The organism is Pseudoalteromonas luteoviolacea S2607, assembly GCF_001625575.1.
GTDB lineage: Bacteria > Pseudomonadota > Gammaproteobacteria > Enterobacterales > Alteromonadaceae > Pseudoalteromonas > Pseudoalteromonas luteoviolacea_E.
Genome location: NZ_AUXV01000005.1, coordinates 53711 through 69172, shown reverse-complemented (window position 1 = coordinate 69172; position 15462 = coordinate 53711). Strand labels below are relative to the sequence as shown.

At 43.8% G+C, this 15462-nt stretch carries 12 protein-coding genes; 4 read left to right on the top strand and 8 right to left on the bottom strand.

The genetic code is table 11. The features are described 5' to 3' along the window. Nucleotides 1-384 precede the first annotated feature (384 nt). Complete coding sequence (locus tag N480_RS04980) at nucleotides 385-1806, top strand: sensor domain-containing diguanylate cyclase (protein ID WP_231102227.1); 1422 nt, start codon at nucleotides 385-387, stop codon at nucleotides 1804-1806. A 1-nt stretch (nucleotide 1807) separates the two neighbouring features. On the opposite strand, the gene ylqF is transcribed toward N480_RS04980, so the two are convergent. Continuing rightward, entirely contained in the window at nucleotides 1808-2752 is a 945-nt protein-coding gene (ylqF, locus tag N480_RS04975; RefSeq protein ID WP_063371441.1) for a ribosome biogenesis GTPase YlqF, read from the bottom strand. 104 nt (nucleotides 2753-2856) lie between these two features. Here ylqF and N480_RS04970 point away from each other — a divergent pair, with 104 nt between their 5' ends. After that, nucleotides 2857-3393, top strand: coding sequence for a YaeQ family protein (locus N480_RS04970; protein ID WP_063371440.1), 537 nt, complete (start codon nucleotides 2857-2859; stop codon nucleotides 3391-3393). 8 nt (nucleotides 3394-3401) lie between these two features. Further along, complete coding sequence (locus N480_RS04965; protein WP_063371439.1) at nucleotides 3402-4007, top strand: alpha/beta hydrolase; 606 nt, start codon at nucleotides 3402-3404, stop codon at nucleotides 4005-4007. 1 nt (nucleotide 4008) lies between these two features. Here the strand turns inward: N480_RS04965 and N480_RS04960 are convergent, their stop codons facing one another. Next, nucleotides 4009-4218: a hypothetical protein gene (locus N480_RS04960; RefSeq protein ID WP_063371438.1), complete on the bottom strand. Its 210-nt coding sequence runs from the start codon at nucleotides 4216-4218 to the stop codon at nucleotides 4009-4011. A gap of 369 nt (nucleotides 4219-4587) precedes the next feature. Between N480_RS04960 and N480_RS04955 the strand changes: the two genes are divergently transcribed. After that, entirely contained in the window at nucleotides 4588-5055 is a 468-nt protein-coding gene (locus N480_RS04955) for a Dps family protein (RefSeq protein WP_063371437.1), read from the top strand. Here the strand turns inward: N480_RS04955 and N480_RS24935 are convergent. The 6 genes from N480_RS24935 to N480_RS04925 form a co-directional block, all read right to left on the bottom strand. Next, entirely contained in the window at nucleotides 5052-5456 is a 405-nt protein-coding gene (locus N480_RS24935) for a hypothetical protein (RefSeq protein ID WP_081225502.1), read from the bottom strand. The two genes, N480_RS04955 and N480_RS24935, sit on opposite strands and share 4 nt — an antisense overlap. Nucleotides 5457-5509: 53 nt before the next feature. After that, nucleotides 5510-7579 carry a S9 family peptidase gene (locus N480_RS04945; RefSeq protein WP_063371436.1) on the bottom strand — a complete coding sequence of 690 codons (2070 nt, stop codon included), beginning with the start codon at nucleotides 7577-7579 and terminating at the stop codon, nucleotides 5510-5512. Nucleotides 7580-7893: 314 nt separating this feature from the next. Continuing rightward, on the bottom strand, nucleotides 7894-11037 hold the full coding sequence (locus N480_RS04940; protein WP_063371435.1) for an efflux RND transporter permease subunit: 3144 nt from the start codon (nucleotides 11035-11037) through the stop codon (nucleotides 7894-7896). 15 nt (nucleotides 11038-11052) lie between these two features. Continuing rightward, nucleotides 11053-12219: an efflux RND transporter periplasmic adaptor subunit gene (locus N480_RS04935; protein ID WP_063371434.1), complete on the bottom strand. Its 1167-nt coding sequence runs from the start codon at nucleotides 12217-12219 to the stop codon at nucleotides 11053-11055. 89 nt (nucleotides 12220-12308) lie between these two features. Beyond that, on the bottom strand, nucleotides 12309-14714 hold the full coding sequence (locus N480_RS04930) for an ABC transporter permease (RefSeq protein WP_063371433.1): 2406 nt from the start codon (nucleotides 14712-14714) through the stop codon (nucleotides 12309-12311). Nucleotides 14715-14730: 16 nt separating this feature from the next. Further along, nucleotides 14731-15456, bottom strand: a complete 726-nt coding sequence (locus tag N480_RS04925) for an ABC transporter ATP-binding protein (protein WP_196761454.1) — start codon at nucleotides 15454-15456, stop codon at nucleotides 14731-14733. Nucleotides 15457-15462 lie beyond the last annotated feature (6 nt).

Genomic DNA, 15462 nt, shown 5'->3' with positions numbered 1-15462 from the left:
ATCAAACAACCAATGTTAATGAGAATTATTTTCAAATAAGTATTGACAGTCACCTTAATCTAATTGATAATCAATCTCAACAAAGCGGAATTGCACTCACTTTGTTGACGTACTCAAATTTGTTTCTCGACCCCGAAACACGTGTTGCGCACGTAAACAGCTTTAGGTTGTCAGTGAAGATCCTTAACGCCCCTTAACGTGATTCACTAACAACCGACTTACTATTTTACTTGCTACATTGCTCATATCGGTGACGGTAGATATGAACCTAAAAGGCCCTAACAGGGCCTTTTTTATTGCCAGTTATTTGTACCTGTAACCGAGTGTAATGGTTTCGTATTTGTCCCCTTGTTAGAGTTGCGTCTCTTTGATTACTAGCCTGCAATGATGACCAAAACACGCTATCGATATAATTTGATTTTGACGATACTGCTACTCGCTGGATTCATATTTACGAGTTGGTTTAGCTTGATCATTGCTAAACAGTCGTTATTTCAGGGCATTGAAAATGACGCGCTACCACTCACTAGCCACTTGATTCACACCGATCTACAAAAACAACTGCAAGCCCCCATTATTATTTCGTCACAAATGGCAAACAATACGTTTTTACATGCTTGGCTCAAAGAAAAGGGCGAAAATAAACAAGTGCTTTTTGAATACCTGAGACAAACTCGCAGCGATTATGATGCCGTAACCAGCTTTTTAGTCACCGATGATGATAACACCTATTATCGTTACGATGGCCAAGTGACACAGCTCGACACAAGCGCTCAGCAAGATAACTGGTATCAAGAAGCTTTAGACAATACACATGCATATACACTCAATGTTGATCTAGACCCGAGGGATGACCATCAAGCTATTGTTTTTGTGAACCATAAAATACAACTTCAGGGGCAGATCTTAGGCATCACAGGTGTTGGCGTGAAGCTTGATCATTTGAAGCGTCTTATCGACAAATATCAGCACATATATAATCGAAAAGTTTACTTCATTGATCATAAAGGCCGCCTGCTCTTTTACGCTGATTCAACCTTCACTGACGATACCATTGCTGATAAGTTTGGCCACCACAGTACTAAGCTCTTAACTCAAAAAAACTATAAGCTGCGTCTAGAACAAGATGAACAGACCGTTTTTATCAACTCTCGCTATTTAGCGCAATTTGGCTGGTATTTAGTCGTTGAACAAACACTCACTCAAGATAATTCGTTTTCCGACACCCTGTACATCAACTTACTCATGGGGGTGATAATTACCACCGTGATCCTGTTTAGCGCCCAACTCACGTTTAATCACTACCAAAAACGCTTAGAAAAAATGGCAACATACGACAAGCTTACAAGTACTTATAATCGCCAAGCATTTGAACCTTTACTACAGGCACAGCTTCATAAAGCGCGCAACCAATTTACTCCTTTGGTAATGCTGATGTTAGATGTTGATCACTTTAAACAAGTCAACGACCGTCATGGACACCTCGTGGGTGACAAAGTGCTCGCACATGTGGCACAGATTTGTAAAACCGCAGTCGGTACACAAGGTTTTACCTGTCGTTGGGGTGGTGAGGAGTTTGTTATCTTATTGCCTAAAACGACTTTGAGCAAAGGGCATGAAATTGCAAATCACATTCACGAGACTTTAGCGCAAAGCCAATGTGAGGTTACCGTAACAGCCAGCATTGGCATTGCCCAGTATCATATTGATGAATCAGAAGATGGGCTGCTCAAACGTGCTGACGCGGCATTATACAAAGCAAAAAGCACTGGCAGGAATCGCTCAGTGCTCGCTGAAGCAGCTTAGTTTATCGGCGATTTTTTCTGGCGCGAGCGCGACGCTGACGCTTTTCTTCTTCACGAGCTGCTTTTTTTGCTTCTGCTGCAGCGCGAATTTCTGCCACCATTTGCTCTTCATCTTCACGCATTTGTGGCGTTTCCATGGTCACACGCCCAAGGATAGCATCACGTAATTCATTGATGAGGATCTCAGACATTTTATGCGTGTCTACTTGGTTACCACCGCGAATACACCCGCGCTTACGACCCGCCATTTCAATAAAGGTCCAGTCACACTCTGGTAGCTCGTCAATTTTGTAGCGACTTTGCAATAACTCCGGATAAGCTTTTAATAAATACTCTGCGGTATAGCTCGCCACTTCTTCATAATTAATGGCCGTGTCACGAATGGCGCCTGTTGCAGCCAATCGATAACCAGAGTTTTCGTTTTCTACCTTTGGCCAAAGCATGCCTGGCGTATCGTACAACATAATGCCATCATCTAAGCGGATGCGCTGCTGTGCTTTGGTGACCGCAGGCTCATTACCCGTTTTCGCCACAATGCGGCCCGCTAAAATATTAATTAACGTCGACTTGCCAACATTGGGGATCCCCATAATCATAGCTTTGAGCTGTTTATCTTGACCTACTTTGTGTGGCGCAAGCTTTTTACACAACGTATTAATACGGTGTACTTCTGCCGCTTTGTCATGGCCGAAGGCAAGCGTTTTTACGCCGTCTTCTTGCTCAAAATATTCCATCCAAGCTTTGGTCATATCTGGGTCGGCAAGATCTGCTTTATTCAAGATTTTGATGACCGGCTTGTCACCGCGCAGCTGCGTTACCATTGGGTTTTCACTGCTGTATGGGATACGTGCATCAAGCACTTCAATAATGACATCCATCTGCGGCATGATCTCTTTGATCTCATTACGCGCTTTGTTCATATGCCCAGGAAACCATTGGATGGCCATAAAAAATCTCTCCAAAACTAAAATCTGTGGCTATTTTAACGTAAAACGCACCAGATAGATAAATCTTGATATACTGATGCTTTAAAAACTCTCTGCGCACTATCATGGCACTAAAATCGACAATCTTAAAAGCACATTTAAATATCAGCGACATGGACAGGCACGTTTATACCGACAAGTCGTTAACGATCGCACAGCACCCATCAGAAAATGAACAGCGTTTAATGGTCCGTCTACTGGCTTATATTCTGCAATATAATGAAGAGCTGTCGTTTACCAAGGGTCTGTGTGTAGACGACGAGCCTGCGGCCTGGCAAAAAAATCTCACAGACGATATCGAACTTTGGATCGACATCGGCTTACCGGATGAAAAACGACTTAAAAAAGCAGCGGTAAAAGCGAAGCAGGTGGTGCTGTATACTTATGGCGAAAACACCCAAGAGATCTGGTGGAAGAAAAATCAGTCTGCGGTAAATCAGTACAATAATTTGACTGTTTTCAGCTTACCTTTTAGTGCCACATCACAGATGACCGAACTTTTCGCTCGCTCGATGGATTTGACAGCAACCATTCAAGATGGCGAAATATGGCTAAGCAATGCAGAACATAGCGTGCAAATTACGCCGCAACGTTTAAAGTAGGGGAAGCAATGAGAGTAACGCGGATTGTTGTATTACACGGTTTGTATATGTCAGGTTTTGTGATGCAACCGCTTTGCAAGCGCTTGGAAAAAACCGGCTGCGATATTCTCAACTTGACTTACAACACACTCGACCCAGATAAACAGGCTATATTTCGAAAGATAGACGAGTTTGTCGGTACGCAACCGACCGCTTTGGTATGCCACTCAATGGGTGGATTGGTCGCCAGAGATTACTTAACGAACGCCTCAGAGCAGAGCCAACACGTCAAAAAAGTTATTACTTTAGGCACACCTCACAAAGGCAGTGCGATTGCCAAACATATGCATGACAAGGGGTTTGATAGGTTGTTAAAAAACAGCGTTGAATACCTGTTAAGTGAAACTAACACTTGGCCTTTTAGTGCACGTCTTTATAGCATTGCAGGCGATCTTCCAATAGGCTTGATGCCACTATTGCAAAAGGGCAGTCGCTCCGATGGTACGGTTTTATTAGATGAAACGAAACTAAAAGGCATGGCTGAACACAAAGTATTTCATCTCAGCCACACCACATTAATTTACTCGCGCGGTGTGATGGATTACATCATTGAAATTTTGCACCGCGATGAATAACTCATTTATCTGCTTTTTGTGCCACTTTATATGCCACCAAAGCGATGATGCCCATTATAAGTGGCACTGGCGCTGCTAAGTAGCCAAATGAGTCTGAGTTAGCGTAACTTGCGCCTGCGAGATGGCCCACTAAACCAACGACAAAAGCAACTAACGCAATGACAACTACGGTAAGTTCGCCTCTATGCTGTGACTTTGTTTTACCTTTCATAGTGCTCTCCTTGATTAACCTAACGCCCTAGTAGGTAATGGTTAACAACGAATAGGACGTTTTGCCATCTCATTATGGCCCCACAAGAAGTATAAAAATTGACCTGAATCAAGCGTAATATGTACAAATAATCCCCTCTCACGACTCATTGCGATGGATCAAGCAAGTAAAGAATAGCAAGACAAACTGGCAAACTTTAAGCTTGTACAAACGCCTTTTTCGATGATGCCAATCGCTTTTCCTCGTTGGCCAAGTAACTGAACTTAAGCCAAACTAGGTGTCATAGCGTTAGTACGAGCACAGCCTCTCAACGCACATACACAACTTCTACGGCACGCGCCGTAAACTTAACCTAGGGTGGAAAAAGATATGAGTAATAGCATTGGATTAGACGCACAAAAAAGTCAGCAATTGGTAGAGTCATTAAATACTTTATTAAGTAGCTACCAAATTCAATATATGAATGCCCGCAGCTTTCACTGGAATATCAAAGGTAGAGAGTTTTTCGAGTTACACGTTAAGTTTGAAGAGATTTACAACCAATTACTGCTAAAAGTAGATGAGTTAGCAGAACGTATACTCACTATTGAAGGTACACCGCTTCACGCATTTAGTGACTACCTAGCCATTAGTGAGATCAGCGAGGCAAAAGGCGTGCAAAATGGGCCGGAGGCAGTTGCCATCCTGCTAGATGGGTTTACACAACTTATCAAGACCCAGCGTCGTATTTTGGCACAAGCGTCGGATGCAGAAGACGAAGGGACAGCATCACTGATGAGTGACTATATTACTGAGCAAGAAAAGCTGGTATGGATGCTTAAAGCATATCTAGGCTAATCACTTAACCATTTAGCAGCACCACGGTGATTTGGATGCTGACTAAGATAACTAGCGACATCAAGATATAGCTGAACTTTGATGTCGCTCTGCGACCACAATTCGCTGATAATTTTTCTAGACAGGGCGTCAATACCGATATAATCAATGCGTCGATACCCGCGCTGCTCCATATCGGAAAAGTAGTCCTTAAGTGCGTCAATGCTATCCATTGTCGTCATCTCAAATTCACTCAAATTAATGACTGCGCAATAGATCTGCCCTCGTTCATAATCGAGCCACTTGCGGCGCGCTTCTCGTTCTAGCGCTTTCATTCCTTCGCAATTAAAAGCCCCGACTAAATTAACAAAAACATTGGGGGGAGTGATATCGATTTGCCATTGGCCGTGTACCGTAAACATGCCACCCTCTCTAATACTTTTGCTGCGGTGCAAAAAAGCACCGCAGTCATTGATTAGTCAGCCTGTCGCTCAGGAAGCAAAGAAATGAAAAAGGCCATTTCAAGCGCTTTTTCATGTAAGCTTTTGAATCTACCTGACGCGCCACCATGACCCGAGTCCATATCCGTTTTAAATACTAACAGGTTGTTATCTGTTTTTAACTCTCTCAGTTTAGCTACCCACTTCATTGGTTCCCAATACTGTACTTGAGAATCATGTAATCCCGTAGTAACCAGAGTATTAGGATAGCTCTTCGCTGTCAGGTTGTCATAAGGAGAGTAAGATAAAATCACATCGTAATACTGCTTATCATTGGGGTTACCCCACTCGTCGTATTCATTCGTCGTAAGCGGTATTGTCTCGTCTAGCATCGTCGTCAGCACATCCAAAAATGGAACATGGCACCCAATGCCTTGATACAGCTCAGGGGCTTGATTCATAACAGCCCCCATCAATAGGCCACCGGCACTGCCACCAGAGGCAAAAATCTTGTCTGAAGCGCCATATTGCTGCTTTACCAGCGCGCGAGTGACATCAACAAAGTCGTTAAAACTGTTTTCTTTGTACGCTTTTTTGCCGTGCTCATACCATTGACGCCCCAGCATTTCTGACCCTCGAATATGCGCAATCACATATACAAATCCCCTGTCTAACAAGCTCAGGATTGAGCTTGAGAATATGGGGTCAATGGTATATCCATATGCACCATAGCCATACTGTAGTAATGGATTGGTTCCATCTTTGTTGAATAATGATTTTTTATACACTATCGACACAGGTACCTTTTTGCCATCACGGGCTGTAATATGCAATCGCTCTGACGCATAATCCGCTGGGCTAAAATCACCGAGTACCTGTACTTGTTTCTTCAGCGTTTTTTGACCGGTGGCCAAATCACAATCGTAAACACTGCTTGGTGTTGTTAAGCTTGAATAGGAAATGCGTACCCTTGTAGCACTTGGCTCCGGGTTATAAGCAACACCAGCATAATAACACTCGTCTTCAAATCCTAACTGATAACTTGAACCTTGATAGTCATGAATGACAAATCTGATTTGTCCTCGCTCACGTTCTGTGATCACAAAGTGGCTGTCAAACAACTCTAAACCTTCAAGGAGCACCTGCTCTCGATGGGCAATCACTTCTTCCCACTTAGTAGGGTCATTGATGTCTTCAGCAGTTGCTCGGACCATACGAAAGTTCTTCGCATCACTATTCGTGAGCAAGTAGTAATAGTCGCCAAATTTTTCTAGGCCATACTCATGCCCTTCTTGACGCGTAAGTAGAGGCTTGAACTCGCCACATGGGTTATTCGCATCCAAGAAAAGAATGTCGCTGGTTTCAGTTGAAGATAGGTAGATAAAAATTTGGCTTTCGTCGCGGCTCTTGCCCAGCCCCATGTAGAACTGTCGGTCAAGCTCTTCATAAACGAGTACATCGTCGCTTTGAGGCGTGCCAAGTATGTGTCGATAAACCTGAAAGCCAAGTAGGGTCTGAAGATCCTTTTTGACATAAAAAACAGACTTATTGTCATTGCCCCACACAATTTGACCTTCTGTTTCGATAAGCACATCCTCCAACAATGTATTGTTGGCAATATCCTTAAATCGAGTGGTATAAATACGACGTCCATCAGTATCTTCACAATATGCTAGCAACTGATCATCAGGGCTAACCATGAGCTCAGCAAGGTCATAAAACTCGTGATCTTTAGCTAACTCATTGACATCAAGCAACAGCTCTTTGCTGTCCATCGCTTCATTTAAACCGCGATAATGACGTCCATACTCCTCTTCGCCGCTTACCTCATTGGTATACCAGTAACGCCCGTCTTTCACCGGTACAGATGAATCATCTTTAACGATTCGTCCTTTCATCTCTGTAAAAAGCGTGTCCTGCAATGCTGAATAAGGCTTCATCACAGCCTCACAATAGCTATTTTCCGCTTTTAAATGACTCAGAACTTCTTCATTTTGACGCTTATCATCACGCATCCAGTAATAGTTGTCTGTCCTTTGATGCCCGTGAATTTCCATATTGTGAGGTACTTTTTTTGCCACCGGCGGGGTAAGCGCTTTGGTCATGTATCTGTTCCTGATTTCTTATTATGTATCCAGTCTATCACAGCCAAGAACTTGACACAGCTGTGGGTTTTTACACTGAGTATGTTCAAATAAAAAGACTGCAATCGCGAAGTCATGCCGCGCAATAGCACAAGTGCATAGATTAATGTCTGTCATATTATCAGACGCTTTTAATAGACAATACTTTATAACATCACATAGCAAATTAATTAACTTAGGCACAAAACAACACTTCACTGATCTCTTAATTAGTCCAGAAAACAAAAAACCCAGCATCAGTGCTGGGTTTTTAAAAGGTTAAAGACAATGATTATTTAGTAATCACTGACTTTAGCTGCCCCCTTGTAGGAGCCCTTAAACTTCTGCTTTAACTTGCTGAAGGCGCTTTTCACATCGACTAGAATAATGTACAAACAAGGCACCAATATCAATGTAATCAAGGTTGCAAACAGCACCGCAAAGCCCAAGGAAATCGCCATAGGTATTACAAATTTCGCCTGCAAACTTGTTTCAAAAATAATCGGTGTAACACCGGCAAATGTCGTGATTGACGTTAATGTGATCGCTCTAAATCGAGCACACCCAGCTTCAATCACTGCATCTTTCAATCTCACCCCTTCCTTGCGCACTTGGTTCACATAATCTGTCATCACTAATGAGTCGTTGATGACGACCCCCGCAGCGGCAATTAGACCAAACGTCGACATCATGCTCATATCAAGCCCATTTAACCAGTGCCCCCAAACGGCGCCAATTAAGCTAAATGGAATCACCGACATAATAATCAATGGCTGAGAATAACTCTTAAGCGGTACGGCCAATAGAATATATACAATCAGCATACCCGCCACGAAGAACATAACTTGCTCATCAGCTTGTGCTTGAGTCTCTTCTACAGAACCACCTAATTCTGATTTAACACCAGGATACTGCTCATACAACTGAGGTAGAAGGTTGTCTTTAATATTTTCTACAACAGCAGATGGTTCAATGGCCTGTTCGTCAATGCTGCCATAAATATATACCGTGCGATAACCGCCTTCACGACGAATGTAACTTACACCCGGCTTTTCAGTAAATTCAACCACATCACCCAGCACAACTTCACGTCCCATCGGCGTTTTCACCAATGCATATTTCAAAGATGCAACGGCTTCGCGATCAAGTTCTGGATAGCGCACCATAACACGGATTTCTTCACCATCGCGGATCACGCGTTGCGCTTCACCACCATAGAAACTATCGCCAATTTGGTTCGCAATATCTGACAGTGTTAGCCCTAGCTCATAGGCAACTGGCTTTAATGACAGCTGAACTTCTTTACTTGGCGGATCAATAGTCGAACTGATATCAAACAGCCCTTTTTCCTGCTGTAGCATAGAGATAAACTGTCTACCCGCAGCATTCAACGTATCGATATCAGGACCATATAATAGGTAACCAAATTCGCCCTCTCCATTGCCCTGATCGTTGACATCATCAATTACGAGAAGAGATTTAACGCCTGCGATAGTCGGCATATTTTCACGCCATCTTCGAGATAATTCAAACGCATCAAATGGGCGCAAATCTTCATCGACTAGCACGGCAAGCACAGACCCTTCAGTTCGGCCTTCATTCCAGACAAGAATGTCCTTCAGCATTTTTTGCCCATGTGCTTGCTCTATTTCTCTGTCCACATCCAGCATCATTTTCTCAACCTGGGTCACCGCAGCTAGCGTCTGCTCATCCGATACATTGTCATTGAGCAAAATCTTCACCATCGGATAATCATGCGGTACCTTAGGCAGCGGAATAAACCGAACTTGGCTAGAGGTAATCAACGACATGCTAATTAGGAATATAGCAATAAAGCCAGAGAAAACAGCCCAGCGCCACTCCACGCACTTTTGAACAGTATTACGATATGGGCCATTTACAAATTCAAAAAAGCGCTTGTTGAATCTTGCACGCCAGCTGCCCTCACGCATTGGTTTAAATTTAGTGTGTGCTAAGTGCGCAGGCAAAATCCACTTGGATTCAATTAAACTAAACACCAAACACAAGATGACAACGATGGATATTGATTTAAAGAAGGCACCTTGCGGGCCGCTGGACATCACCATAGGTGCAAACACTGCCATAGTGGTCAATACACCAAAGGTGGCTGGCGTGGCAACACGTTTAGCACCCCTAACAACACTATCGACACTTGGGCCGCTGCGCTCAATTTCGGTATAGGAGGCTTCCCCAATGACAATGGCATCGTCGACCACTATGCCCAGTACCATAATAAATGCAAATAATGAGACGATATTAATACTGATACCAAACGCGGGCATCAGCATTATCGCGCCCAAGAAACAAACTGGCAGACCAATCATTACCCATAGCGCCAGCTTAAAACGTAAGAATATAGACAACATAATGGCAACCAACAGGGCACCTTGCAGCATATTCTTTTTCATCATTTCTAGACGCGCATCTAGGTAGTAGGTCATATCTACAATCGGTGACAATGAAACGCCAGCTGGCAGCGTTTTATTCTTTTCTTCGATATACGCATGTACTGTCTTAGCCACAGGTACCATGTTTTGTTCTTTGGTCGCTTTAACCGAGAGAAAAGCTGCGTTAATGCCGTTTTGTTTGAAATAGAATTCACCTTCAACAAATTCATCTTTGATCACAGCAACGTCTTGCAAATACACCTTCGCGCCATTATCACCGACTTTGACAGGAATGCGTTTGAACTCATTGCCGCGGTATTTCTGGTTTTCAACACGTACAGAAATGATGCCAGCATCAGTGCGAATTTGACCTGCAGACATGTTTGCTGAATAGCGGCGAATCGAGTTACTCACATCATTGATAGTAAGACCGTAACGGCGCAATGTATCGGGATCAATTTCAATTGCAATCTCGTAAGCTGGCGTGCTGCGCTCGACTAAAGATACATTGCCCAACTGCAATAAGTCGTCTTCAATTTCTTTGGCCAAAGGCTTTAACTCTGCGAGCGGTATGTCTGCGGCAAGTGCCATCTGAATAACGTCTTGGCGAAACTCTACTTGCTGAACACGGACAGGCTCCATCGCGGCTGGAAATGTGGCAATCCCATCAACACGGGTGCGGACTTTATCAACCACGTCACTTAACTCAGCATCCGTGTCTATCTCAAGCTGCACACTGCCGCTGCCGCGACGAGCTCGATAAACACCTTTGTCAATTTCAGTCACATCTTTGAGTGCTTCTTCAATTTTGATCAGAATGCTCTCTTCAATTTCCTGTGGAGACGCCCCCGGGTAATTTGCATTAATACTGACAAAATTCAGCTCAATACTCGGAAACATCTGCCTTTGAATGGTCATGTAACTGACAATCCCCATAATGAGAATAAATACCATCATCAGGTTTGCGGCAACAGGATTATGCGCAAAATACGCAATCAACCCCTTTTGGGAAGTTTTGATTTGATCAGTCATAGTCATTCCCTGCCGTTACAGCTTTCCCACATTATCAGACTCTCCTTTACCCTGCTCACTACCAGCAACTTTAACGGCCATGCCGCGTTGCGGGTATTCAGGTAAAGTCACAACAACAGTGTCGCTATTAGAAAGACCTTCACCCACTAGGTAATATGCACCTTCTTCACGTATAACTTGTACTGCACGTGGTTCTAACTCAGCGTCAGAGTTTAGTAACCACACCGTTTGATTGTTTACTAACTCCTGAGGAAGGCGGTAGATTTGTCTTAACGTCTTGCCAGCAAATTGAACTTGTACATAGGTGCCAAATTTAATTGCCGGAGCATTGTTGGTAAGCCCATATGGGTCATCAATACGAACGACTAGGTTATTCATACGAGTCTGTTGATCGACTACACCTAAGTCGCGATGAATGTATGCTTGGCGCGTAAATCCGTTGAGACCTTTTTGAGACAATGTCGCTTCTATACCAGATACATTTTCTGGCAAGAAAATAGAATCAAAACCAGCAATCGGAATAATTATCTCTGCTTGCTCAATGTTGTTAAGCCTTGCAACCGCTGCACCTGTATTCACAAACTGACCTAGGCCAACGTCTCTAGATACAACAAGCGCATTAAATGGGGCAACGACTTCACAGTTGTCTAAATCACGCTGTGCTCGGCTCAATGCAGCTTGAGCGGATTTAACCGCAGCCTTCGCGCTCAGGAGTTGGGGCTTGCGAAGGAACAGGTCGGTGTGTTTTTTGTTAGGAAAGCGTTTGGCCTCATCGGCTGCAACATCCGCTAATGCTTGCTCTTCAATCAATTGCGCCTGTGCACTAGAAAGCGCTGCCTCAGCTTGTAATACAGCGGCTTGATAATTGTCTGTTTCTATTTTTAAGAGCACATCGCCTTTGTTGATCACACCACCGGCGACAAAGTTTGGATGCCAATAGTCTATTTCACCTGAAACCTGCACTGACAGCATGGTTTGCTCTAAAGGCTGTACTTCGCCATAACTGTTAATCACCACTTGGTGATCTTGAGCTTGTAAAGCTTCAACCTCAACGATAGGCCTTGTGTCAACGACATCCGACTCTTCATCGCCTTTTGCCACGGCATTTATTCCCATAAACCCAGCGATACCGATACCCAACGCAACGAAGGGTAATATCCATTTTAGTGTGTTTGCTTGCATGACCGCACCTATTGATAATTTCCTACTGCTATCTTATCAAGATTTGTGTCATGCAGGGTGTGACATTTGTAAGAATCTGTTACAACTCTTCAATCTTTTTTAAACTGTCGATAGACATGGTGTATATCTATAAAAAACAGTAAGCTAAAGATAATGAGCAATGCCAATAAGTAGCAAATTAATAATATTGGCACCGTATTTGATATAACACTGGCAACCATTAAAATTACACTTGTTGCCATCAGTGTTGCTAGCAAAAAATGCCTCAATCGAAGTAACACTTGCTCACGCATCAAATGCTTACCTTTCGCGCCTAATTGCTGCTTAATACGCAACACAGGACGCTCACTGTGAGCAAGGTTACCAAGCAATCCATATAAACCTACAACGACTTGAACGATAATTAAAAAACACAACCCAACGCCGCCGAATAAGCTGAGCTTCGCAGACTTATTAAGCTCTGCGACTTGGGACGCAAGCGCATCAAACCGACTGATGTTTTGTGTGATTTCTTGACGTTTCAGTACATGAACAACCTCTTCTTTGCGCATAACGTGACCGGCTCTGAGTTTTATCAGTAAATTGGTCTCATAGTAGTTATGTGGGAAATACACGGTTGCAGGAGCCCCCGTTTTATGCGTGAAGATGTTATCCACTATACCAAGTAAACGTACTGGTGCTTGATTTCCTTGATAAATCCATTTCCCAATATCTGTCTCACCCAGTGCGAGTAGGTGCGCTGCCGTGCGATTTATAATTGCTCCATTGCGTGCATCTATATCCTGCTGATTAAAATCACGCCCAGCTAAGAGTTGCATGGATAGCAAGTCAAAATAGCCAGCACCAACAAGCTGCGAATTCATCGCAATATGTTCAGCACTTTTAGGGGTCGTCCCCACACGCGCGACATAACTTGTATTGAATGGCGCAATCGCACTCAGCGCCACAGCTTCAACTTTTGGATGGGCCAGCAATGCTCGCTGATTGGCGAGAAACACTTGTTTGCGAGCACTCACCTCTGTACTACTTTGGCCCCATGAATATTGTTGGCGCTCAACAAACATCACTCCACTGGGATCAAGGCCCGTTGGAACAAATAAGCGATTTGCAAAATATACAAATAGCCAAAAACTCAAACACAGTACAACTAACCCCACACTCAGCTGAATTACTAATACGCTGCTGCTTAGCCATACTGGCAGCTGCTTTGCTTGCCCTTTTCCGCTACCTTGAAGCTGGTTATGTAAACGGAAAAACGATAGCTGAGCAAACCCACAATGCGCAAAGCCAAATGATACGGCCAGTGCAATCGCGATCATGATTAAGTGATGCCACCAATACAAGTGCAGCCAATTCATATGCGCATAGGTATCCGCAGAAAGCACCCGAATCATGGCTATACCAAACTCACTCAGTAATATGGCGCCCATTGCCGAGACCAAAAACACCGTGCCAAGTTGACGATAGTGCGCCTTGCGCAAAACTCCCTCTTTAGCACCTAGGGTCACTTTCAATGCCAATTCTGTTTGCTGTTTTTTGAAGTCAAGCAAGTAATAGACAAACAGGTTAACTAAAGTGATGAATAATAACGCTAACCCACCTAACAACAGCCAATTGCCGATACTTTGAATCTCACCTTTTATCAGTCCTTTCAACGGCTGATATTCAAAGCTCAATTGCATCCCTTTGCCATGACCCATACTAACTAAACCCTCACTAAACTTTTTATTGAGGTGTGCAACCACATCCTTGGCCACGGGTTTAATCAAGGTCCCCGCTTTAAGCCGGCCTACCACAAACGTTTCGTGTCGCACTGAGAGGTGTTCAGACAGTGGTTTTTCACGGTCAACCACGCCAGTAAAATTAATAAAAATATCTGTTTGATGATTTGCACTTTTTAATTGTGGGATACGTTCACTACATTCAACTATCCCAACGACATGGTATGTCTGCTTATCTAATTGAATGGTGCGCGCAAGAAGGTCGCTGGCTGTTCGCCACGGCTCGTCACTCTTTTTCAAAAAGCGATGTGCAAAGCATTCACTCACGACGACCTCTTTTTTCACGCGAGTGTCATTCGGATGTTGACCAAAGTAGCGTCCTGCGCGCAACGTCAGCCCAAATAACTCAAAATAGCTAGAATAGGTATATGCCACATTAACGCGTGGTTGTGCTCGATGCCTCTCTAACAAGCTCTCAGCAAAGAAAATAGGGGCTACTAAATCCAGCTGAGATGTATTGTCAGCAATATACTGAGCAGCAATGTTCGACAAAGCTTTATTCATGATAGGCTGCCCCTGTTGATCAGCCATAGAACCTTGCAACCAAACAATTCTATTTGCATCCTTATAAGGCAGTGGCGCATACGCATGCCAAGCAATTAAACTCACCAACACCCCACCCGCAAGGGCAAGCGCCAGCAAAAACACAAATGGCAAAGTAAATCTGACATTATTTAATAGTGCCAAAAACGCACTGCGCTGTTCATTCCACATCTGGCGTTTCCTCTCGCTACAACGACCATAAACCTGATGGTGATGGCACCGCTGATCTGTGCACCGTACCGAGCAATTCGCCATCAAAAAGCTTAATTTGCCTTGACGCCATATCTGCATAGCGAGCATCGTGGGTCACCATGCAAATAGTCGTGCCCTGCCGATGCAGCTCGCCAATCAAAGACATCACAGCATCACCACTTTTCGAGTCGAGGTTGCCAGTCGCTTCATCAACTAACAAAATACTCGGCTCCGTCACCAAGGCTCTAGCAATGGCAACGCGCTGTTGCTGTCCACCAGATAGTTGACTCGGCGTATGCATCATTCGATGAGATAGCCCGACTTTCTCCAAGCACGCCTTCACTCCCTCTCTGACTGTGTGTACGCTAGGTTTTGGTTCTCGATAGCGCAAAGGTAGCGCAGTATTTTCGAATACCGTCATTGAGTCGACTAGGTTGAACGATTGAAAGATAAAACCAATGTGATTATTTCTAAATTCTGCTCGCTGATCTGTTGTCAATGAATCAATGGGATTGCCTGCTAATAGATAACGGCCCGAAGTGGCAGGCTCTAACAGTCCCATAATGGATAATAAAGTCGATTTACCACACCCTGAAGGACCCGATACCGAGACAAACTCTCCTTGAGCAATAGTAATATCGATATTTCTTAACGCATGCGTATGCACATCTGTTGTTTCAAATACTTTGCCGATGCCGGACATCTCAATAATTTTTTTCATGCCTAC

Excerpts from the sequence above, each read along its gene's own strand:
- N480_RS04940 (WP_063371435.1), bottom strand. The coding sequence starts at position 11,037 with ATGACTGATCAAATCAAAACTTCCCAAAAGGGGTTGATTGCGTATTTT.
- N480_RS04970 (WP_063371440.1), top strand. The coding sequence starts at position 2,857 with ATGGCACTAAAATCGACAATCTTAAAAGCACATTTAAATATCAGCGAC.
- N480_RS24935 (WP_081225502.1), bottom strand. The coding sequence starts at position 5,456 with ATGTTTACGGTACACGGCCAATGGCAAATCGATATCACTCCCCCCAAT.
- ylqF (WP_063371441.1), bottom strand. The coding sequence starts at position 2,752 with ATGGCCATCCAATGGTTTCCTGGGCATATGAACAAAGCGCGTAATGAG.
- N480_RS04925 (WP_196761454.1), bottom strand. The coding sequence starts at position 15,456 with ATGAAAAAAATTATTGAGATGTCCGGCATCGGCAAAGTATTTGAAACA.
- N480_RS04965 (WP_063371439.1), top strand. The coding sequence starts at position 3,402 with ATGAGAGTAACGCGGATTGTTGTATTACACGGTTTGTATATGTCAGGT.
- N480_RS04980 (WP_231102227.1), top strand. The coding sequence starts at position 385 with ATGATGACCAAAACACGCTATCGATATAATTTGATTTTGACGATACTG.
- N480_RS04935 (WP_063371434.1), bottom strand. The coding sequence starts at position 12,219 with ATGCAAGCAAACACACTAAAATGGATATTACCCTTCGTTGCGTTGGGT.
- N480_RS04930 (WP_063371433.1), bottom strand. The coding sequence starts at position 14,714 with ATGTGGAATGAACAGCGCAGTGCGTTTTTGGCACTATTAAATAATGTC.
- N480_RS04960 (WP_063371438.1), bottom strand. The coding sequence starts at position 4,218 with ATGAAAGGTAAAACAAAGTCACAGCATAGAGGCGAACTTACCGTAGTT.
- N480_RS04945 (WP_063371436.1), bottom strand. The coding sequence starts at position 7,579 with ATGACCAAAGCGCTTACCCCGCCGGTGGCAAAAAAAGTACCTCACAAT.
- N480_RS04955 (WP_063371437.1), top strand. The coding sequence starts at position 4,588 with ATGAGTAATAGCATTGGATTAGACGCACAAAAAAGTCAGCAATTGGTA.